Genomic DNA, 19904 nt, shown 5'->3' with positions numbered 1-19904 from the left:
AGCCAAGTGACCGTGACGGCCGTGTCATGACATGGACCTTACGGGCATCTGCGAAAAAGCAGCGAAAGACCGCGGGGCAGAAGCGATCAGGAGGCCACGCAAATGCTTAGGGCAACCGTATCCACGGGCTCGCAGCCTTCATCGCACGTAGCGCGCTTACCTATGACTCTCAATACTAACACTGCAGACCGCCCACTTGTTTTGATCGTGGACGACGACGAGGAGATCCGGTCGGCGCTTCGGGAGCTTTTGCTATCGGTCGGCATCGACGCGTGCTGCTTTGGCTCGACGCAGGAATTGTTGCGTGCCGATCTTCCGGAGCGGCCCGGCTGCCTGATTCTCGATGTTCGCATGCCCGGAGCAAGCGGGCTGGATCTGCAACAGCGTCTGGCATTGAACGGCAACACGAGGCCGATCATTTTCCTCACGGGTCATGGCGATATAGCCATGACCGTCCAGGCAATGAAGGCGGGAGCCGTCGACTTCCTGACGAAGCCAGTCAGAGACCAGACACTCCTCGACGCCGTCGCGGCGGCGATCGAGAAGGATGTCTCGCAAAGAGCCGCGGCCAGGCGCATAACGCAACACGCCGCCCGCTTCGCAACGCTGACACCGCGCGAACGTGAAGTCCTGGGCGAGGTAGCAAGGGGGCGCCTCAACAAGCAGATCGCCTTTGATCTCGGCATCAGCGAGATCACTGTGAAGTTGCATCGCGGCAACGCGACGAGAAAGCTGCAAGCAACGTCCGTCGGAGACTTGATCCGGATTTGGGAAGCACTTCCTGCGGAACTTCGCGGGAGGTAGCCCATCCTACACCAAGGAATAGGTACAACCCGATCAGCAATGGGCAGATGATCGGCGGGCCATGCCAGCGAAAGTCATCTGTTTGTCCAAAACGCCCCTAGTTGCCATCGTAGATGACGACCAAGCTGTACGAGAGGCTCTTTGCGATCTCCTCCTGGTCCTGGACGTTGCGTGTCGCTCGTTTGATCGGGCGGAGGCGTTCATGGCTGAATTTGTGCCAGGCCGCTTCGATTGCCTGATCACGGATGTGAGCATGCCCGGCCGGAGCGGGCTCGAACTACAGGAGCGATTGCGCGAGCTGGGCTCGTCAATGCCGGTCATTTTCATCACCGCGGACACAAGCCCGGCGACAGAGGCTCGCGCACTGAGGGGCGGTGCCTATGCCTGCCTGACGAAGCCGGTCAATGATGAGGTGCTCTTTCATCTCCTGCAGAACGCAATGAACTGCGCAGGCCGCTCGCGACGCAACGAGCGACGGGATCCACCATCAGATGACTAATCTCGCCCGACAGATATCGCAAGGCGGCCAGCCGAATCTCGTTGCCTCTGCTCCCGGCACGGAACTGGCCGACCTTGTGTCCGAAAGCATCATCGTCAGCAACCTGCACGGTGTCATCCAGTACTGGAATGCCGCATCGGAAGTCCTGTACGGCTGGCCTTCCATGGCGATGGTCGGTCGACACGTGGCAGAGATCGGCTCGCGCGGCCACTCGGGTGTCGATCACATCGACATACTGCTCCGCGAAGGTCGATGGGAAGGTATCGTCTTTCGGCGTAGCCTGACCGGGGTCGAGGTTGCGGCGGCCGTGCGGCAGGTGGTGCGACGAGACGCAACCGGCGCGGTCCTTGACATCGTTGAGTGTGGCCGAAATGCAGGACCACTAACCGAAGCAGCGTACCTGCGCATGGATGCCGAGTTGCAGGGATCTCTGGCCGCTGCTTGGGAGCTTGATGCCTCGCCGGCCCGGCCCCTGCTCGATGCAATCGCGAAGCACAGGCGCGGCGGAGCCGCTATCGACCTTGATCAGCATCCGGACTGGGTCAACGGACTGCTTACCGCCACTCGAATTCTGGCTGTCAATGATCGCGCGGTTCGCATGTTCGGGGCACATGCAGGGCACGAGCAGATGATCGGTCAACCGATCGGTACGTTCTGGCCGGCTGAAAGCCGCTCAATCCTGGCCGGACTAATCGGAGACGTTGCCACAGACCGCTCGCGCCTCGAGACCCGCAGAATGGTCCTGAGCGGCGCGATACGCAACCCCATCATCAGGGCCTGGCATTCTGCGGACCCGAAGCCGTCGGGCACCGTGCTTGTTACGATCAACGGCGCGATCGATGATGACCGCACGTCCTGGGAGTTGCACGCGAGCGAGGATCGATATCGCAAGCTCATTCAGTATCTACCGACGGCTCTCTGGCAGGTCGATTCCCGACGCGCGGGCGAGGTCTTCGACGATCTGAAGGCGAAGGGTGTTCGCGATATTGCTTCCTATCTGGCGACACACCCTGATCTTATCGAGCACGCCAAGGACGTCGTTCGTGTGACGGACGTCAACCACGATGCAGTCTCACTGTTTCGGGCACGCAATCCCGCCGACCTAATCAAACCGGTTCGATACCTGTTTGCCGCCGTCCCGGGGCTCGCCGAGCGGGTCATGGTGGCTCACTTTGAAGGTCGACGCAATCTCATAGAGGAGACCAGGATCCGTGCATTCGACGGTTCGCTCATCGATGTCCTGTTCACGGTCACATATCCTGTGCCTCCCGAGCAACTCGACAACACCTTCATCACCATCCAGGACATCAGTGAGCGCTTGAACGCCGAACGGCAACTTCGGAAGCTGCAAGCTGATTTCGCGCATGCTGGCCGCATCGCAACTCTTGGGGAGCTCGGAACTTCGATCGCGCATGAGATCAATCAGCCGCTTACGGCCATCGTGACCAATGGTGAGGCAAGCTTGAGGTGGCTGGCGCGCGCAGATCAAAACATCGAAAAGGTCACCCAGCTCACGTCCCGAATCGTGGAGAATGCGCGGCGCGCGAGCGAAATCATTCATCGCATACGAGGCATGGCGGCGAAGCATGAACCAGAGAAGCGGCTCATGGAGATCAATGACGTCGCGAAAGAAGCGCTGTTATTCATTCGCCACGACATTGAGTCAAAATCAATTGCCTTGTCGACTACGTTTGCATCTGGGCTTCCCCAAGTGATTGGTGACCGGATTCAGCTGCAGCAGGTGATTATCAATCTGCTCGTCAACAGCGTCCAGGCCATCGTGCACTCCGGTCAACCGACACGTCGAATCGACGTCCAGACGTCGGTCACCGAAGAAGGCTCGGTCGGCTTCTCCGTCTTCGACAATGGGCCGGGTATCGCCACCGGAGACCTCGGGCGCATCTTCGACAGCTTCTTCAGCACCAAGGATGCAGGAATTGGCATCGGCCTCGCGATCTGCCAGTCGATCGTTAGGGCGCACGGAGGCAGCATTTTGGGCGCGAATCGTCCAAATGGCGGCGCGCATTTTCGCTTCACGCTTCCGGTGCCGGCGACTGCCGGTCCCGATTCCAGCGTTGTCGCGCTCATTCGGTAAGTGCGCCAACGTTCGCATGAGCGCCTGCGTTTGCAAGGAATTGCGCCCGCGATGCGGACAATCTCTCCCGAACTATACCGAGGTATAGGTCGACCTATCCGCTGAACCAGCGCGACCAGACCCGCTGCACGATGCCCTCGTACAGCGCTCACCGCCATGATCGCAGCACACGGGAAGCGATGCATCCGCAGACACGCGGAACGAACGCTCTTCCCCAATGCGAGTGGAAGTTCATGAGCAAGCCCATCTTGCGCGCCCCCCTGGACAATGTGCCCGGCGCGACGCAGGCGCATAGGAGTGACCTGCCGGTCGGTGAGCGGCGCCCCGCCAATGAAGAGATGGCACGCGTGCTCAGGACTAAGCCCTTTCGCGTTGCTTTGGAGCCGTCCAGCGGCACGATTGCATACTGGAAGCACGAGCCCGTACACGACATCGTCAAGCCGATGGTCGATCACGTCATCATGACCTACCCGACCGGCGTACAACGGCTCGAGCGGCGCACCGGACGATCAGTTGCGATCGGAACGGCTCGTCCCGGCGTCGTGACGCTCATTCCGGCTGGTTCGACCTCTCGGTGGGATATTCACCGGCCGATGCATGTCCTTCAGCTCTATCTTCCGCAGGCAACACTCTCGCGTGTTGCCGACGAAGCCTACGTGGCCGCGCCCGGCGATCTTCTGGAGCGGACAGTGTACTCGGATCCCGTTACATCCCGGTTGCTGATGAGTGCAGTGGATGTTCTGGAAGGACACGCGACGCTGGAAGCATTGTTCAGGCAGCAATTGATGGACCTTCTGGCAACGCGCCTCTTGGCAGCACATGCTGGCTCGTCGATCACGGTCCGGCCAGCTCTGGGCGGCCTGTCGCCAAATGTCCTGCGCCGCGCCATCGAGCGCTTGCGCTCCGATAACGATGCGGACGTTTCCCTCGGAGCACTCGCTTCCGAGGCCGGCCTCTCGCGCTACCACTTTTGCCGTGCCTTCAAGGAGAGCACAGGCCTTTCGCCTCATGCCTGGCTCCGCCAGCGACGGCTCGAGCAGGCCATGGAGATGCTGCGCGACACGGACGCATCGGTCGTCGCGGTCGCGGAGGTCCTCGGCTACGGCTCTCAGACCGCGTTCGCCGCGGCATTCAAACGGTTCACCGGCGAAACGCCGACCAATTGGCGGCGCAGCATGCGTTAGCAGCAATCGCGCTGCAATCGGCGCAATCGCTCTTGGGCAGTGGTCCGCGAGCTCCCCTAGATAGCCGCAAGAAATCTGACGACACGGAGACCAACAGATGATTTCCAAAAAGACCTTCAGCGGCCTCGCCACGTCGCGTCGAAACTTGCTGGCGAGCACGCTCATTTGCGCGACATCGCTGGCCGTTCGCCCGTCTTCGGCGATTGGCAAGGAAAGGGACCATTCGATGTCGGCCACACAAGGAAGCGATCCCGCGACTTCTGTGACGACCAGGGACGGCGTGCAGATATTCTACAAGGATTGGGGGTCGAAGTCCGCCCAGCCGATCGTCTTTCATCACGGTTGGCCGCTCAGTTCCGACGATTAGGACGCGCAGATGCTGTTCTTCGTCGGCAAGGGCTATCGAGTCATTGCGCATGACCGGCGAGGTCATGGCCGCTCGAGTCAAGTGAGCGATGGCCATGACATGGACCACTACGCAGCCGACGTTGCGACTGTCGTTGACCATCTCGATCTTCGCAATGCCATTCACGTTGGTCATTCCACGGGCGGCGGCGAAGCAGCGCGCTACGTCGCACGCCACGGCAGGAACCGGGTGGCCAAACTGGTCCTGATCGGGGCCGTGCCTCCCTTGATGTTGAAGACGGAAGCCAATCCGGCGGGCGTGCCCATTGAGGTGCTTGACGGATTGCGCAAGCAGCTTGCAGCGAACAGGGCACAGTTCTATCTCGAATTCGCGAGTGGCCCGTTCTATGGCTACAATCGCCCAGGTGCACAGGCGTCCCCGGCGGTGATCTGGAATTGGTGGCGCCAAGCAATGATGGGTAACGCCAAGGCACAATACGATGGCGTCAAAGCCTTCTCGGAAACCGACTTCACCGAGGATCTGAAGAACATCGACGTCCCCACGCTCGTCCTGCATGGCGGCGACGATCAGATCGTGCCCGTTGGCGATTCTGCAACCTTGTCGGCGAAGCTTCTGAAACGAAGCACTTTGAAAATCTACGACCTGCTACCGCACGGTCTGTGTACGACGCATCCCGATATCATCAACGCAGACTTGCTGAAATTCGTGAGCGCCTAACCCGGTGCCTTCATCGAAGAGAGTCAAACCCAAGGAGTAATCAAATGCGACTAGTCATCATTGGCGCCGGATTCGCCGGCATGTATGCCGCTCTCTCTGCGGCCCGGTTGCGCGACATCCAGGGCGTTTCGCCCGAGGCGTTCGAAATTGCGTTGGTTTCACCGGAGCCGACGCTGGTGATTCGACCGCGGCTCTATGAGCCGAAACCGGAGACCCTGACAGCTTCGCTCCTGGATGTGCTGAAGGCCGTTGACGTTGCCTATGTGAAAGGCAGCGCCGAGTCGATCGATACCAAGTCTCAAGTGGTAGACATCGTTGCGGCCAAGGGTGCGAAGCAGAGACTCACCTATGACCGATTGATTGTCGCAGCTGGTAGCCGGCTGTTCCGTCCCAGTATCCCCGGGCTCGCTGAACACGGTTTCAGCGTCGACCAGCTCGACGACGCGATCGCCCTCGACCGGCATTTGCATCATTTGGTGGGGTGGCCGGTATCACGGATGCGCGACACGGTTGTCGTGGCCGGCGGCGGATTCACTGGCATCGAAGTCGCGACAGAAATGCCCGCACGGCTTCGTGAGATCCTCGGCAAGGATGCCAAGCCGCGTGTCATCATCGTCGAACGAAACAGTGCGATCGCCCCCGACATGGGCGAAGGTCCTCGTCCTATCATCGAAGCCGCGCTCCGCAAGTTGGGGGTCGAGACCCGGCTCGGGGTTGGCGTTACCTCGCTCGACAAGTCCGGCGTCACGCTTTCCAGCGGCGAGCATATTGATAGCGGGACCGTGATCTGGGCGGCCGGCATGCGTGCCGCTCCGCTAACCGCGCAGATTCCCGCTGAGCGCGACAACTTTGGGCGCCTGCTCGTCGATCCCGACTTGCGCGTGCTGTCGGTGCCTGGGGTCTTTGCGACCGGCGATGCGGCGAGGGCGGCATGTGACGAGGTTGGCAACTACGCGCTGATGTCCTGCCAACACGCCACGCGGATGGGCGCCTTCGCCGGCAACAATGCGGCCGCCGAGCTGCTCGGCGTCCCTACCAAACCGTACCGCCAGAAGGCTTACGTCACTTGTCTCGACTTAGGAGAAGCCGGTGCGCTCTTCACGCGCGGCTGGGAGCGCAAGGTCGAGATGGTTGGCGACGAAGCCAAGAAGACCAAGAAGGAGATTAATACCGTCTGGATCTATCCGCCGCGGGCCGAGCGTGCCGCTGCTCTTGCTTCCGCTGATCCGGAGCGTGTCACTGATCTCTAAACACCTCACGAGCATTGACCGCGCTTTCTGCGCGAAAGCACGAGCCGCTCAGGATCGAGCGCTGAAGTTCTCGAAGATGGATCGGATGATTCGCAATACTCAACAGGAGACAACCATGAACTTAGACACTGCCGTACGCTCCGTTAGATCGAAGCCCGACGAATTGGTACCATCGCGCTACGCGCTGAAAATCGGCGACATCGATGTTATGGTGATCAGCGACGGCGTGCTGCCGCTGCCGTCCAAGATGCTGGCGCACAACGCCGACCCGGCCGTCCGCGCCGCCTGGCTGGACGACATGTTCCTGCCGCCGGACGCGTTCGACTGGGCACTGAACGTGGTCGTGGTACGCAGCGGCGCGCAGACCATCTTGATCGACGCGGGTCTCGGACTGGACCCGGATCTGCACCTGCCGCGGGCCGGGCAGTTGGTCAAGCGACTGGAAGCCGCCGGCATCGACCTGGCATCCGTGACCGACGTGGTGCTGACCCACATGCACATGGACCATGTCGGCGGCTTGCTGGTCGAGGGCGTGAAGGACCGGCTGCGTCCGGACCTGCGGATCCACGTGGCGGCCGCGGAGGTCAAATTCTGGGAGGCGCCCGATTTCTCCCGCGTCTCCATGCCGCCGGGATTCCCGGACGCGCTTCGGGCCACCGCCAAGCGGTTCGCGAACGAGTACCACAACCAGCTGCGGACGTTCGAAGATGAGCACGAAGTTGCGCCGGGCGTCGTAGTCCGCCGCACCGGTGGCCACACTCCCGGACACAGCGTGGTTCGCGTGGCATCCGGCGGCGACCGGCTGACATTCGCTGGCGACCTCGTCTTCACCGTCGGGTTCGAGCACCCGGATTGGCACAACGGCTTCGAGCACGATCCCAAGGAAGCCGCTCGCGTCCGGATCGAACTTTTGCGCGAACTGGCAGCGAACCGCGAACTGCTGGTGGCCACGCACATGCCGTTCCCGTCGGTCGGTCATGTTGCGGTCGCAGGCGACGCGTTTCGTTGGGTGCCGGCCTTCTGGGACTACTGACCGATTGTTGGCTCAAATCCGAACCAGGGGCGGGCGCTGACAAGCGGCGACCGCGCCCGCCACTGACAAGCTTGGAGCTTACCACCGTGAAACACGAGACCGTGCGCGCATCGTCGTTCGCGATGCCGCTGAGCAGTCCGGCCTTTCCTCCCGGTCCTTACCGCTTCGTCGACCGCGAATATTTCATCATCCAGTACCGCACCGATCCCGACGCGCTGCGCCGCGTGGTGCCGGAGCCGCTGGAGATCACCGAACCATTAGTGAACTACGAGTTCATTCGCATGCCGGATTCCACCGGCTTCGGCGACTACACCGAGAGCGGCCAGGTCATTCCCGTATCCTACAGGGGCCAGCTGGGCGGCTTCACCCATCAGATGTTCCTGAACGACCATCCGCCGATTGCGGGCGGGCGCGAGCTATGGGGGTTTCCCAAGAAATTGGCGCAACCGAAGCTCGAGGTCGAAATCGATACGCTGGTTGGCACTTTGAACTATGGCTCAATCCGCATTGCGACCGGCACCATGGGCTACAAGCACCGGTCGCTCGATACGGCGGCGGAAGCCCGCAAGCTCGCAGCCCCCAATTTCCTGCTCAAGATCATTCCGCATGTCGATGGTTCGCCGCGCATCTGCGAGCTGGTGCGTTTCCACCTAAAGGACATCACCGTGAAGGGTGCTTGGACCGGCCCCGCTGCCCTGGATCTGTACTCGCATGCCCTGGCACCCGTCGCCGAGTTGCCGGTGCTGCAGGTGCTGTCGGCCAAGCACCTCGTCGTGGACCTGACGCTCGGGCTAGGCGGCGTGGTCCATGACTATCTTGCCACCGACCAGGGCTGCGGCTCGGTCTCGGACGTCTTGATCGAAGCAAATGCCGGCTGACCGAGATCAGCCCTACATCCGGAGCTCCAGAAAATGCTGAACGTCATGCGCGGGGATATCGATCCGGCGCCGCAAGCGGCCAAGCCATTGCCATATGATGTCGTGGCCTTGGTGCTGCAGGGTGGCGGCGCGCTTGGTGCATATCAAGCCGGCGTTTACGAAGGACTGCACGAAGCCGGCATACGGCCGAACTGGTTGGCTGGCATTTCGATCGGCGCGCTGAACGCCGCCATTATTGCCGGCTCGCCCGAGGCCGAGCGGATCGAACGGCTACGCAAGTTCTGGGAGAGCATCTGCGCGGCGGCGGTGGAATGGCCGGTCGGCGAAGGGCTTGCCAATGCGATGCCGTTCGCCTTCGATCTCCGCTCAGCGCACAATGCCCTGGCGGCGCTCAGGGCCCTCTTGCAGGGGCAACCCGGCTTTTTCAAGCCACGCTTCCCGCCACCGTTCCTGTCGCCCTTCTCGGGCAACGCGGCGACGAGTTTCTACGATACCTCACCATTGCAGCAGACGTTGGAGCGGCTTGTCGACTTTGATCGGCTGAACGCCGGGGAGGTGCGCGTCAGCGTTGGCGCGGTCAACGTCCGTACGGGCAACCTGACCTATTTCGACACGGCTGAACGCCGGCTCGGACCGCAGCATTTCATGGCATCCGGTGCCCTGCCGCCGGGCTTCCCTGCGGTCGAGGTCGACGGCGAGCACTATTGGGACGGCGGCGTCGTTTCGAACACGCCTCTATCCCGAGTGCTGTCGAGCGAGCCGCGCGACACGCTGACCTTCCAGGTCGATCTTTGGTCGGCACGGGGCCGTGTGCCGAATGACTTGATGGAGGTGTCGAGCCGCCAGAAGGACATTCAGTATTCCAGCCGCACACGCGCCATCACGGACCAGGCGCTACGGATGCAGAAGATGCGTCAGGCGCTGCAGCGAATGCTCGAAATGTTACCGGATGGCGCGAAGCAGGATCCGGAAATCCGCGCCATCGCGGACATGGCTCGCCATCGCTCCTGCAACATCATCCATCTGATCTACCAGTCCAAGATCTACGAGCGCCATTCAAAGGATTACGAATTCGGGTTGAATGCGATGCGGGCGCATTGGCAGAGCGGTCTGGAGGATATCCGCCGTACATTGGCCGATCCGCGGCGGCTCGACCCGCCTGCTCCCGAGCTCGGCATTGTCACGCACGATATCCACCGCCGTGACTGATCTCGCGGCAAATCTAATCCCAAACCATCGAAAGGAAGTCCCATGTGGAAGGGCAGGGTAGCCGTCGTCACCGGATCGACCAGCGGTATTGGGCTCGGTATCGCTAGGGAGTTGGCTAAGCTCCGGGCAGACATCGTTTTGAATGGCTTTGGCGATGCCAGCGAAATCGAGGCGATCCGAGGCGGCATCGAACGCGAGCATGGTGTGCGCGCCGTTTACGATGGCGCCGATATGTCGAAGGAGGAGGCCGTGCGCGGATTGATCGCAGCGACGGTCGAGAAATTCGGCCGGCTCGACATCCTCGTCAACAATGCCGGCATCCAATTCACTGCGCCGGTCGAAGAGTTCCCAGCCAACAGGTGGAACGCGATCCTGGCGATCAATCTGTCGGCCGCGTTCCACGGCATTGCGGCGGCGGTCCCGCAGATGAAGAAGCAGTGCTGGGGGCGGATCGTCAACATTGCCTCCGCGCACGGCCTCGTCGCTTCGACGCATAAGGCAGCCTACGTCGCGGCCAAGCACGGACTGGTCGGCTTGACCAAAGTAGTCGGCCTGGAGACTGCCGGGAGCGGGGTCACATGCAATGCAGTCTGTCCGGGCTGGGTGCGAACGCCCCTCGTCGACAAGCAGATCGACGACATCGCTGTGCAAAGAGGGGTCAGCCGGACGGAAGCGGCCAGGACACTCCTGGCGGAGAAGCAGCCGTCCCTCGAATTTGTTTCTCCGGCGCAGCTTGGCGGCACTGTCGCTTTCCTATGTTCGTCCGCCGCCGACCAGATCACCGGAACCGCGATCTCGGTTGATGGCGGTTGGACCGCCCAGTAACCGCAAAGGAACGCGATCAACATGCATAGCGAAGAAAAGGTCATTGTCCTGACCGGCGGCACTTCAGGGATCGGGCGAGCGGCGGCAATCCGCCTTGCCAACCAGGGCGACAAGGTGCTCGTGACCGGCCGCCGGGCGGGTCCTCTGGACGAAACGATCGCCGAGCATCCGAACATCGCGGGTATCGTTGCGGATGCGGCCTCGATCGATGATGCCAGGCGCACAATTGCCAAGGCGATGGATCTCTGGGGCAGAATAGACGCCTTGGTCAACAACGCCGGCGCGGGCGCAATCCTTCCATTGGCCGATACCACGGCCGATCGGATCATGGATATCTTCTCGGTTAATGTGCTCGGTCCTAGCCTGCTTGCCTCCGCTGCCCTTCCGCACCTGAAGACGAGGTGCGGCACCATCATCAACGTGTCGAGCACCTTTGGTCACCGACCCGCGGCCGGACTGTCTCATTATGCTGCGAGCAAGGCCGCGCTGGAGCACCTGACCCGTTGTTGGGCGCTGGAGCTTGCGCCATTCGGCATACGGGTGAACGCTGTCGCCGCTGGGCCAACGGAATCCGGCGCCCTCACCGGCATGATGGGACTGACCCAGGAACAGGCCGCCGCGGTCAAGGAACAGGAGCGTGCGCGCATCCCGCTCGCGCGGCGCGGCGTTCCGGACGATGTCGCAGAATGGATTGTCCGGCTTGCCGGCTCAGCCTCGGAATGGATGACCGGCCAGGTGGTTGCCATCGACGGCGGCCTCGGGTTGGCCTAGTCGCAATCGGGGTGTGGGCGCTGAATCCGGAGCGATGATCAGCACAATGGATGCCGACCTGAGGAACAGGGTCGATGAGCTCGAACAACGACGATCGATGGGCCGAAACATTTCGGGAGCGCTGGAAACAGAGGGGCGTTGACTTCGGTGTCACGCGGATAGGCGTCCACGCCGGACCTGCGCTGGTCGGCAATTTCGGCGGCGGCCGTTACTTTGACTACACAGCCTACGGGGACACAGTTAACACTGCCGCCAGACTGGAGGCGGCGAACAAGACATTGGGCACACGGATCTGCGTCAGCGACTCGATCGCATGTAAGGTTCGGGAGTTCAGAGGGCGGCCGATCGGCGACCTTGTTCTGCGGGGACGAAGTGAGGCGCTACGCGCCCACGAGCCCTTGTCAGCTGCGGAGAGTTATGGGTTGGCCGCGACACAGTACGCGACTGCCTTTAACAAGTTGGAGGCAGATGACACTGACGTGGTGCCAGCCTTCGCAGCACTGGTCGGTCTCAACGCCGCCGACCCGCTGGCGAATTTTCATCTGAAGCGGCTCCTCAACGGGGCCAAGGGTGTTCGAATGCATGTGGGGTAATTGGGCACACCTCCAGGGCGTGGGCTCATTGATGCGTAGCTTCACCTGAGCGTAGGGCCCTTCCGTCGGTGGCAACCGACCGCTATTGCTGAATCCAAATCATGTTAAACGAAGATCATATGATGCCGCTTGTTCTGACCAACATCCTCGGAATTGCCGGTATCGTCGTTTGGCATCTTCAGGGGAGCAACCGTCCGACCGGCCGACTGATCGCCCAGATCCTGTTCTTTATCGGCATGAGTTTTACGTTCTATCTGGGCGGCATCGCTCCGCATCGCGTCGATGGCGCCCAGTTGCGGGGTCTCGGCGCGTTGCTCTCCATATCGGCCAGGATCCTATGGTGGACCCATCTCGCATGGGCCATCATTGGCCTAGTCCACATCTATATGTTGCTCAATCGTCGGCCACGGGAAGCGCACCTGATCCAGGACATGGCCGTTGGTGTCATCTATCTCGGTGTGGTGCTGTCGATCATTGGTTTTGTGTTCGGTGTCCCGGTTGGTACGCTGGTTGCGACCTCAGGCGTCGTCGCGATCATTTTCGGCCTTGCGCTGCAAAATACCCTTGGCGATGTCTTCTCAGGGATCGCGCTGACGCTGGGGAGGGCCTATGCCATAGGCGACTGGATCCAATTGAAGGATGGCACGGAAGGCCGCGTCGTTGAGACCAACTGGCGCTCGACCAATCTGCTTACCGGAGGGTACAATGTCGTCGTTGTGCCGAACAGCATCCTGGCAAGACAGGGTGTTACCAATCTCAGCCGCCCCGACGAGACGCACCAGATCACGTTGACCGTACGCATTGCCACCACGACGCCAAACTTCGTCGAGCAAGTCATGCGGTCCGTACTGGATGCCAGCACGCGGATCGTCCAGGACCCGTCGCCGATTGTCGCCCTGAATTCGATTGACGCCGCCGCGATTGAAGTCGAGTTGTTATTCCGTGTGGAGAGTCCCGCCGGCTGGACGGCGGCCCGCAACGAAGTCATCGACCTCCTTTACAGCCAATGCAAAGCAAACGGTCTATCTTTGGCCGCGCCGGCCGAAAGCCTTGTCTTCGACTCGGCCGCGATCAGCGGCGAACATTCTGCCAGGGCAATCGAAGCGCATTCATCCCGCGCGGGTTAAGGTTCACGTAAAGGTATCCTTCCAGAGCGCCGCAGGTGTTTCCTTTGAAAGGAACGAGATCGGACAGCGTGACGCTGCGCGGTTTCTCGCGCCAAGCGTCGTCGGCCTCCCACATGATCTGTGCGACAGCGCCCCTAGTACCCAACGCGTGGACATGGAGCTTGAGGTTGCCGTCCTCCCGGTTGCCGATGTCGATCGCGCTAAGCGATTTCGGCGGCTACAAGGCGTAGTCGATTGCGCAGCCAGGCGTGTGCGGGGTCGTTGTTATGTCGAGGATGCCAATACATCGCTTCGTGAATGTCGGGCAAGGCAATGGGGGGCTCGAATAGTTTGAGCCTCGGGCAGGAATGCAGCGCCCGGACCTCGCGCTCCAGCACGAGACTGATGAGCGGGGTACCCTCGATGAGAAACGGAACCAGCAGGAAGCTTTCGACCGTCACGTGAATGCGCCGCTGGATACCCATCTCGGCAAGGCGTTGGTCGGCCAAGTTTAGCTGCCGGTCCATACCGATGCCATAGACGAGATGCGGCAGTTCCAGGAACTGTTCGTGGGTCAAGCAATCCTTCGCGATGTGCGGATGTTGGGCGTCGGCAGCACATAGCCAGCGGTCGCTAAGTAGAGGCGTCGACGGGAATCCGGCGTCGCCAAACAGTTCGCTGGGCTCGATCACGAGGTCGGCCTGGCCGCTCTGCAACATGCGCCCCGGGTCGCGGGCGCGCGGCACGAGATGAACGGTCACGTTGGGTGCTTCGGTGGTGAGCGCACGCACCAGCGGCGTCAACAATACCAGGACGGCGTAGTCCGAAGCACTTATCGAAAAGCTACGCGAATTTTCGGCAGGATCGAAATGCGCCTTCTTTGAAAGCGTCTGCTCGATGCGCTCCAGCGTCTCCCGCACCGGAACGATGAGCTCTTCTGCGTTTCGCGTCAGCTCCAACCCTCGACCGAAGCGAACCAGAAGCGGATCGTCGAACAGCTCGCGGAGACGCGACAGAGCCGCACTCATCGCAGATTGCGTAAGGCCAATGCGCTCGCCGGCGCGACTGACGTTTCGTTCCGTCAGCAGTGCATCGAGCACGACTAGGAGATTGAGGTCGACGCTGCGAAGGTTCAAAGCCCTGCTCCCGTTGACCGGCAAGTGGCACGATGCAGGAGTGTGCACGTTCCGACCGAACAAAATCAACCTGATTTGATGGTTTCGGGAGCCCGCGGCCGGGGAAAGATCGGGTCATAATATCCATACGATCGATGTTAGACATCCATTGCATCGATAGTGGGGCGCGGCGCCGGGTTTGCTGACCGCCACAGTCCGATCGCCTGCAAAACGCAGCATTCGCGTAAATATTTGAAATCACAAATATCGATTGGACGCCTTGTAATTCTCCCGAATAGCCTCGTGACGTCGCCAACATGTCGCGCACTTTACTCTAAGCGGGGCAGGAAATAGCGCGAGGCTGCGATGGGAGGCTATACGATGAGACATCGTTTGGAGATGGGCGTTAGTGCGCGCGCTGCGCTTTGGGATCTCGCTTCCGGTCCGCGACCCGATGCTTTCCGCACGGTGATGCGTCGGATCGTGGGAGGCGTCGCCGTCGTTGGCACGCTTCGGGAAGAACGGCCGTGGGGGATGACGGTGAGCGCGTACACGCCCGTCTGCATGGAGCCACCGACCCTTCTGGTCTGCATCAACGCGAAGACGGTCACGGCCGCGGACATCGAGAGAGACCGGAAGTTCTCGCTCAATCTGCTCAGTGAAGCTCAAGCCGGACTCTCTCAACGTTGCGCACAGCCCGGTGCTTCGAAGTACCTCGACGGCTATGTCGTGCCCGCGGACGAGCTTCCCGTCCCATCTTTTACACCCGTGCTGCGTGAGGCGATCGCAACGTTCGATTGCGACGCCTCCGAAATCCGACGGATAGGGACCCATGTCGTCGTGATCGGTGCGATCCGCACGATCTTGGCGCCTACGTCGCTTCGTCCCCTGCTGTACGGGCAGGGCCGTTACTTGAAGACAGTCGCGTTGGACCTCGCATCCGCAGGGGCGTCTGCATGAGTATCGAGAAGGTCGTCGAACGATTCTACGAAGCCCACAACGCCCGCGATGCCGCAGCGGTCGCGGCTCTTTATGCGCGCGACGCCAGTCACGAGGAGATTGCGCAACGCAAGGTCAAACAAGGTCCGAAGGAAATAGCGACGGGCCTGGAGCGCTTCTTCGGCTGGTTTCCCGACGCTTCCTGGACACCGGAACGGCGTGCCGTCGGTGCGAACGGTGTCGCCATGATGAGCTACCTCCTGAAGGCGACGCTCAAGAGCCAGATGGGACCGATCGCGCCGCGCGAGCAGGCGATTTCACTTCGCGGCGTGCATTTGTTGGTAATCCGCGACGGCCTCATTCACCGGAGCGAGGACTACTGGGATGCAGATACTTTTCAACGTCAACTCAACCATGTCTAACGGAGAATAGAAATGAGAAGCGGGAATGAATACCTGGAGTCGCTCCGCGACGGCCGGAAAGTCTATGTCGGAGGCGAACTGATCGAGGACGTCACGACTCACCCTGCGACTAAGGGCTATGCCCAAGCCATCGCCGGATACTACGATCTCCACCTCGATCCGAAGAACCAGGAAATTGCGACCTTCATCGACAAGCACGGTAACCGCCAGTCGATGCATTGGTTCCTACCGCGCAGCAAAGAGGACGTCGTCAAGCGCCGGCAATACTGCGACTTCCTCTGCCGCCATTTCAAGGGCGGCATCTTCACCAGGCCGCCTGCCGGCATGAACGTCGTGATGTTTACCCAGGTGGACGATCAGAAGCCCTGGTCGGAAAACTCCCGCTTCTCCGGAAAGAAGCGCGATCTCTCCGGCAACATCCAACGGCAGTGGGAAGAAGTGACTTCGCAGGATCTGGCCATCTCGCCGATGTTCCTCGACGTGCAGTTCGATCGCGGCCGCGACAATGCGATGGCCGAGACGCCGATGCTCAAGATCATCGAAGAGCGCGATGACGGCATTCTGGTACGAGGCTGGAAGGCGATCGGCACTTCCGTTCCGTTCGTCAACCACCTCCTCATTGGAAACCTCTGGCGCCCCGGTCAGACGCCCGAGCAGACCGTTTACGCGCTGGTACCGATCGCCACGAAGGGCATCTCGGTCGTCGCCCGTAAATCGAACGCTCAGCCAGATGCCGATCCGTACGATCGTCCCTTGGCCACGATCGGAGACGAATTGGATGCGATGGTGTACTTCGACGATGTCCTGATTCCCTGGGACCGCGTCCAACACGTCGGTAATCCCGATCATGCCAAGTGGTATCCGCAGCGGCAGTTCGACTGGGTGCATCTCGAGACTCAGATCCGGCATTGCGTCCACGCCGAACTGATGGTTGGTCTCGCGCTGCTCCTAACGCAATCGCTGGGTACCAGCACCAATCCGGTCGTACAGGCCCAGCTCGCTGAACTCATCCGCTTCCGCGAGACGTGCCGTGCATTCATGATCGCCGCCGAAGAAACCGGCTTCGCGACGCCCGGCGGTCTTTTCAAGCCGAACAACATCTACATCGACTTCGGCCGTGCCTATTATCTTGAAAATCAGAACAAGATGGTCAACTTGCTCATCGATTTCTGCGGCCGCGGCGTCGTGATCCAACCGTCGAGAAAAGAGCTGGAGGACCCCTACATCGGTCCGAAGCTTTCCGAGGCTTTGCGCGGTGCCGAGATCAGCGCGTACGACCGCATCAAGATCTTCCGTCAGATCAGCGAGCGGTTCCTGACCGAATGGGGCAACAGGCACGAGATGTTTGAGAAGTTCAATGGAACGCCGCTCTACCTCATCAATCTGCTCACGATGCAACGCACGGAGTACCAGGTAGACGGTCCATTGACCGAGTTGGCTCGGCAGGTTCTCGGCTTCGGCGATACGGCAGAACTCGGCAAGCGAGCTGCAGAGGCACAGAAGAACTCGCACTACGCCAATGTGCGCTTCCAACCCGAATACGCCAAGGCGCAGGACCAGCGCGACGGTTATATGTCGACGGCCGCCGAGTAGAAAACATCCTGAAGCGCTCGGGCGAAAGCCCGAGCGTCGAGGGCTCTCTTCAGTGACAGGCCGGCAGGTGGCAGCGCTCCGCCATCGACCAACCCCTCACATTTCGGACTTGAATCTACTCGATACGGATTTGCAAGGCGCCGCGGCAACCGCTGCGATGCCCTCGAACTTGAGCGACCCACGGATCGGGCTGCCAACTTACGCTCTCATAAGAACAGTGCTGGCATGATCGGATCATTCACGTACGAAAGTCTTCCGTGTCGCGTTGTCTTCGGCAGTGGCACGCTGGGTACCGTCAACGCCGAGGTCAGACGCCTCGGTGGCAAACGAGCTCTGGTGTTGACCAGTTCGCAACAAATGACGCAGGGCGTCTCGCTCGCGGACGAGCTTGGGTCGCTCTGTGCCGGCATATTCTCCGACGCCACGATGCATACGCCGGTCGAGGTGACAGAGCGGGCATTGACCGCGCTGAGGACGTGCCAGGCGGACTGTGTCATTTCGCTCGGCGGCGGATCGACCATCGGCCTCGGCAAGGCGTTAGCGTTGCGCACCGGCGTCAATCAGCTCTGCATTCCCACCACTTATGCGGGCTCCGAAATGACTCCGATTCTCGGAGAAACCCGCGATGGACGGAAGACAACCCTACGCAGTGCGGCCGTGCTGCCGGAAACGGTTGTCTACGACGTCGACCTGACGATGACCTTACCTGCTAAGCTTGCCGCGACTTCGGGCATCAATGCGATCGCCCATGCCGCGGAGGCGCTCTATGCTCAAGAGGCCAATCCCGTGATCTCGCTGATGGCGGAAGAGGGCATCCGTGCCCTTGCACATGCGTTGCCCGTGATTGCCGTCACAAGCGACGATCACGACGCGCGCACCGAAGCACTCTACGGCGCATGGTTTTGCGGGGTTTGTCTCGGTACCGTCGGAATGGCACTGCATCACAAGCTTTGTCACGTGCTCGGTGGTCGGTTCGATCTTCCGCATTCGGAAATGCACGCCATCGTTCTCCCGCATGCGCTGGCCTATAATGCGGCGGCAGCCCCCGACGCCGCGGCTCGCATCGCCAAGGCAGTAGACGCGAACAACGCAGCCACCGGGTTATTCGATCTAAGCCGGCGACTAGGCACGAAGCGCGGGTTGCGCGAGATCGGTATGCCGGAAGATGGTATCGACCGTGCGGCGGACCTTGCGATAGTCGACGCCTATTGGAATCCCCGTTCTCTCGAGCGCGACGCAATCCGAGACCTTATCGCCCGCGCTTGGGCAGGCGAACCGCCTGCCGTACCTTAGGAGACGATGCTCTCTTCCGCCAAACAAAGCGAACTCAACCCACGGAGTGATAATGCGCAACTTCAACGAAGATACGATCACTGATGCGGTGCTTGAGCGACTGCAGGGCGCAACGAATGCCCGCATTCGAGAGATCAGCGAGGCCCTGGTGCGACATCTCCATGCGTTTGTACGCGAGGTGCGTCCCACCCAAAAGGAATGGGAATACGGCATCGACTTCCTCACGAGGACCGGTCAAATGTGCGACGACAAACGCCAGGAGTTCATTCTGCTCTCGGATACTCTGGGCGTCTCGATGCTGGTCGACGCGATCAATGTTTCTTCGGTGCCCGGCGCGACGGAAAGCACGGTGCTCGGCCCGTTCTTCGTTCAGGACGCTCCAGAAGGGAAATTGGGGGAGGACATCTCCAACGGCGTCGAAGGCGATCCGCTTTTCGTCACGGGCTCGGTTTCGACCGTCGACGGTCTCCCCCTTGCCGGCGCATCGGTCGATGTCTGGCATTCCGACGACGATGGTAATTACGACGTGCAGCAACTCGGTGAGATCGGGGGGCTGGCGATGAGGGCCCGCTTCCGCACCGACGCCAGCGGTCGATTTAATTTTTGGTCGATCAAGCCGGCAGCCTATCCGATACCGCACGACGGCCCAGTCGGCGAAATGCTAAAGGCACAGGGCCGGCATCCTTGGCGGCCGGCACACGTGCACTTCATGATTTCCGCCCCGGGCTTCGAGCAATTAGTGACGCACATCTTCGTCGCAGGCGACCAGTACCTCGATTCCGATGTCGTCTTCGGCGTGAAGGACGATCTGGTCCGGGAATTCGTGCTTCGTAACCCCAGCGACGAAGGCGAGGGTCGGGCCACCAATAGAAAGTACTACTACCTAAACCACAGTTTCGGTCTGAAGAGGGCTGCGAAAAGCTCACAATCCTTGGAGTCAACGAAGGTCTCGAGAGTTCCCGGCGCACAAACCTGAGTGCGTTCGCCGCTCAGCTCTCTCGACCGTAGCGTCGAGCAGCTACTCACTAGTGTTGGGCTGCCAAGATAAGCATAGGCGCCACGCAGGGCTCAGCGCGCCCGGCGAGACTGGCGGTCCATCGTCCGATCCCTGTTGCCGGCACGCGTGGCCCATTCCGACAAAGCAAAATTCTCTAATGATCTCAATAGCCCGAAAGGCTGCAAAATATCGGAATAGCACCAGAAAACATTGC

General features: G+C 60.8%; 18 protein-coding genes and 1 pseudogene. 18 read left to right on the top strand and 1 reads right to left on the bottom strand.

Annotated elements, in window-relative coordinates; all coding sequences use genetic code 11:
• Window positions 1-162 precede the first annotated feature (162 nt).
• From ACVMDN_RS30355 to ACVMDN_RS30295, 13 genes and pseudogenes are all read left to right on the top strand, one after another.
• Complete coding sequence (locus tag ACVMDN_RS30355; RefSeq protein ID WP_141340810.1) at window positions 163-804, top strand: response regulator transcription factor; 642 nt, start codon at window positions 163-165, stop codon at window positions 802-804.
• 61 nt (window positions 805-865) lie between these two features.
• Entirely contained in the window at window positions 866-1303 is a 438-nt protein-coding gene (locus ACVMDN_RS30350; RefSeq protein WP_141340811.1) for a response regulator transcription factor, read from the top strand.
• Window positions 1296-3398 (top strand): ATP-binding protein, encoded by a 2103-nt coding sequence (locus ACVMDN_RS30345; protein ID WP_456834786.1) that lies wholly within the window; start codon window positions 1296-1298, stop codon window positions 3396-3398. The genes ACVMDN_RS30350 and ACVMDN_RS30345 overlap by 8 nt, the downstream gene beginning before the upstream one ends.
• A 233-nt stretch (window positions 3399-3631) precedes the next feature.
• The gene (locus ACVMDN_RS30340; protein WP_076826971.1) at window positions 3632-4582 is read left to right on the top strand and encodes a helix-turn-helix domain-containing protein; all 951 of its coding nucleotides are present in this window, start codon (window positions 3632-3634) and stop codon (window positions 4580-4582) included.
• Window positions 4583-4808: 226 nt separating this feature from the next.
• A pseudogene (locus ACVMDN_RS30335) lies at window positions 4809-5666 on the top strand (alpha/beta fold hydrolase).
• 44 nt (window positions 5667-5710) lie between these two features.
• Window positions 5711-6916, top strand: coding sequence for an NAD(P)/FAD-dependent oxidoreductase (locus ACVMDN_RS30330; protein WP_229188906.1), 1206 nt, complete (start codon window positions 5711-5713; stop codon window positions 6914-6916).
• 76 nt (window positions 6917-6992) lie between these two features.
• Window positions 6993-7949: an MBL fold metallo-hydrolase gene (locus ACVMDN_RS30325; RefSeq protein WP_456835854.1), complete on the top strand. Its 957-nt coding sequence runs from the start codon at window positions 6993-6995 to the stop codon at window positions 7947-7949.
• A gap of 86 nt (window positions 7950-8035) precedes the next feature.
• Entirely contained in the window at window positions 8036-8827 is a 792-nt protein-coding gene (locus tag ACVMDN_RS30320; protein ID WP_456834787.1) for an acetoacetate decarboxylase, read from the top strand.
• Window positions 8828-8860: 33 nt separating this feature from the next.
• Window positions 8861-10036, top strand: a complete 1176-nt coding sequence (locus tag ACVMDN_RS30315) for a DUF3734 domain-containing protein (protein ID WP_253625474.1) — start codon at window positions 8861-8863, stop codon at window positions 10034-10036.
• A gap of 42 nt (window positions 10037-10078) precedes the next feature.
• Window positions 10079-10861 (top strand): 3-hydroxybutyrate dehydrogenase, encoded by a 783-nt coding sequence (locus tag ACVMDN_RS30310; protein WP_456834788.1) that lies wholly within the window; start codon window positions 10079-10081, stop codon window positions 10859-10861.
• Window positions 10862-10882: 21 nt separating this feature from the next.
• Window positions 10883-11632: an SDR family NAD(P)-dependent oxidoreductase gene (locus ACVMDN_RS30305; RefSeq protein ID WP_076826845.1), complete on the top strand. Its 750-nt coding sequence runs from the start codon at window positions 10883-10885 to the stop codon at window positions 11630-11632.
• A gap of 74 nt (window positions 11633-11706) precedes the next feature.
• Complete coding sequence (locus ACVMDN_RS30300) at window positions 11707-12225, top strand: adenylate/guanylate cyclase domain-containing protein (RefSeq protein ID WP_456834789.1); 519 nt, start codon at window positions 11707-11709, stop codon at window positions 12223-12225.
• A 101-nt stretch (window positions 12226-12326) separates the two neighbouring features.
• Complete coding sequence (locus ACVMDN_RS30295) at window positions 12327-13352, top strand: mechanosensitive ion channel family protein (RefSeq protein WP_253638740.1); 1026 nt, start codon at window positions 12327-12329, stop codon at window positions 13350-13352.
• A gap of 200 nt (window positions 13353-13552) precedes the next feature.
• Here the strand turns inward: ACVMDN_RS30295 and ACVMDN_RS30290 are convergent, their stop codons facing one another.
• The gene (locus ACVMDN_RS30290) at window positions 13553-14467 is read right to left on the bottom strand and encodes a LysR family transcriptional regulator (protein ID WP_253638741.1); all 915 of its coding nucleotides are present in this window, start codon (window positions 14465-14467) and stop codon (window positions 13553-13555) included.
• A gap of 360 nt (window positions 14468-14827) precedes the next feature.
• Here ACVMDN_RS30290 and ACVMDN_RS30285 point away from each other — a divergent pair, with 360 nt between their 5' ends.
• From ACVMDN_RS30285 to ACVMDN_RS30265, 5 genes are all read left to right on the top strand, one after another.
• Window positions 14828-15406: a flavin reductase family protein gene (locus ACVMDN_RS30285; protein WP_158074181.1), complete on the top strand. Its 579-nt coding sequence runs from the start codon at window positions 14828-14830 to the stop codon at window positions 15404-15406.
• Window positions 15403-15807 (top strand): nuclear transport factor 2 family protein, encoded by a 405-nt coding sequence (locus ACVMDN_RS30280; protein WP_253625479.1) that lies wholly within the window; start codon window positions 15403-15405, stop codon window positions 15805-15807. The genes ACVMDN_RS30285 and ACVMDN_RS30280 overlap by 4 nt, the downstream gene beginning before the upstream one ends.
• Before the next feature lie 12 nt (window positions 15808-15819).
• Window positions 15820-17400: a 4-hydroxyphenylacetate 3-hydroxylase family protein gene (locus tag ACVMDN_RS30275; RefSeq protein ID WP_168855299.1), complete on the top strand. Its 1581-nt coding sequence runs from the start codon at window positions 15820-15822 to the stop codon at window positions 17398-17400.
• Between the two features lie 225 nt (window positions 17401-17625).
• Window positions 17626-18693 carry a maleylacetate reductase gene (locus ACVMDN_RS30270; protein ID WP_253638742.1) on the top strand — a complete coding sequence of 356 codons (1068 nt, stop codon included), beginning with the start codon at window positions 17626-17628 and terminating at the stop codon, window positions 18691-18693.
• 52 nt (window positions 18694-18745) lie between these two features.
• Window positions 18746-19669 (top strand): intradiol ring-cleavage dioxygenase, encoded by a 924-nt coding sequence (locus ACVMDN_RS30265; RefSeq protein ID WP_456834790.1) that lies wholly within the window; start codon window positions 18746-18748, stop codon window positions 19667-19669.
• Window positions 19670-19904 lie beyond the last annotated feature (235 nt).

It is taken from the genome of Bradyrhizobium sp. USDA 4510 (genome assembly GCF_054059095.1).
Note: the sequence above shows the minus strand (reverse complement) of the source record. Positions and strands in the feature narration are given on the sequence as shown.

Excerpts from the sequence above, each read along its gene's own strand:
- ACVMDN_RS30305 (WP_076826845.1), top strand. The coding sequence starts at position 10,883 with ATGCATAGCGAAGAAAAGGTCATTGTCCTGACCGGCGGCACTTCAGGG.
- ACVMDN_RS30270 (WP_253638742.1), top strand. The coding sequence starts at position 17,626 with ATGATCGGATCATTCACGTACGAAAGTCTTCCGTGTCGCGTTGTCTTC.
- ACVMDN_RS30275 (WP_168855299.1), top strand. The coding sequence starts at position 15,820 with ATGAGAAGCGGGAATGAATACCTGGAGTCGCTCCGCGACGGCCGGAAA.
- ACVMDN_RS30315 (WP_253625474.1), top strand. The coding sequence starts at position 8,861 with ATGCTGAACGTCATGCGCGGGGATATCGATCCGGCGCCGCAAGCGGCC.
- ACVMDN_RS30280 (WP_253625479.1), top strand. The coding sequence starts at position 15,403 with ATGAGTATCGAGAAGGTCGTCGAACGATTCTACGAAGCCCACAACGCC.
- ACVMDN_RS30295 (WP_253638740.1), top strand. The coding sequence starts at position 12,327 with ATGTTAAACGAAGATCATATGATGCCGCTTGTTCTGACCAACATCCTC.
- ACVMDN_RS30345 (WP_456834786.1), top strand. The coding sequence starts at position 1,296 with ATGACTAATCTCGCCCGACAGATATCGCAAGGCGGCCAGCCGAATCTC.
- ACVMDN_RS30285 (WP_158074181.1), top strand. The coding sequence starts at position 14,828 with ATGAGACATCGTTTGGAGATGGGCGTTAGTGCGCGCGCTGCGCTTTGG.
- ACVMDN_RS30340 (WP_076826971.1), top strand. The coding sequence starts at position 3,632 with ATGAGCAAGCCCATCTTGCGCGCCCCCCTGGACAATGTGCCCGGCGCG.
- ACVMDN_RS30330 (WP_229188906.1), top strand. The coding sequence starts at position 5,711 with ATGCGACTAGTCATCATTGGCGCCGGATTCGCCGGCATGTATGCCGCT.
- ACVMDN_RS30350 (WP_141340811.1), top strand. The coding sequence starts at position 866 with ATGCCAGCGAAAGTCATCTGTTTGTCCAAAACGCCCCTAGTTGCCATC.
- ACVMDN_RS30355 (WP_141340810.1), top strand. The coding sequence starts at position 163 with ATGACTCTCAATACTAACACTGCAGACCGCCCACTTGTTTTGATCGTG.
- ACVMDN_RS30325 (WP_456835854.1), top strand. The coding sequence starts at position 6,993 with ATGGATCGGATGATTCGCAATACTCAACAGGAGACAACCATGAACTTA.
- ACVMDN_RS30265 (WP_456834790.1), top strand. The coding sequence starts at position 18,746 with ATGCGCAACTTCAACGAAGATACGATCACTGATGCGGTGCTTGAGCGA.
- ACVMDN_RS30300 (WP_456834789.1), top strand. The coding sequence starts at position 11,707 with ATGAGCTCGAACAACGACGATCGATGGGCCGAAACATTTCGGGAGCGC.
- ACVMDN_RS30310 (WP_456834788.1), top strand. The coding sequence starts at position 10,079 with ATGTGGAAGGGCAGGGTAGCCGTCGTCACCGGATCGACCAGCGGTATT.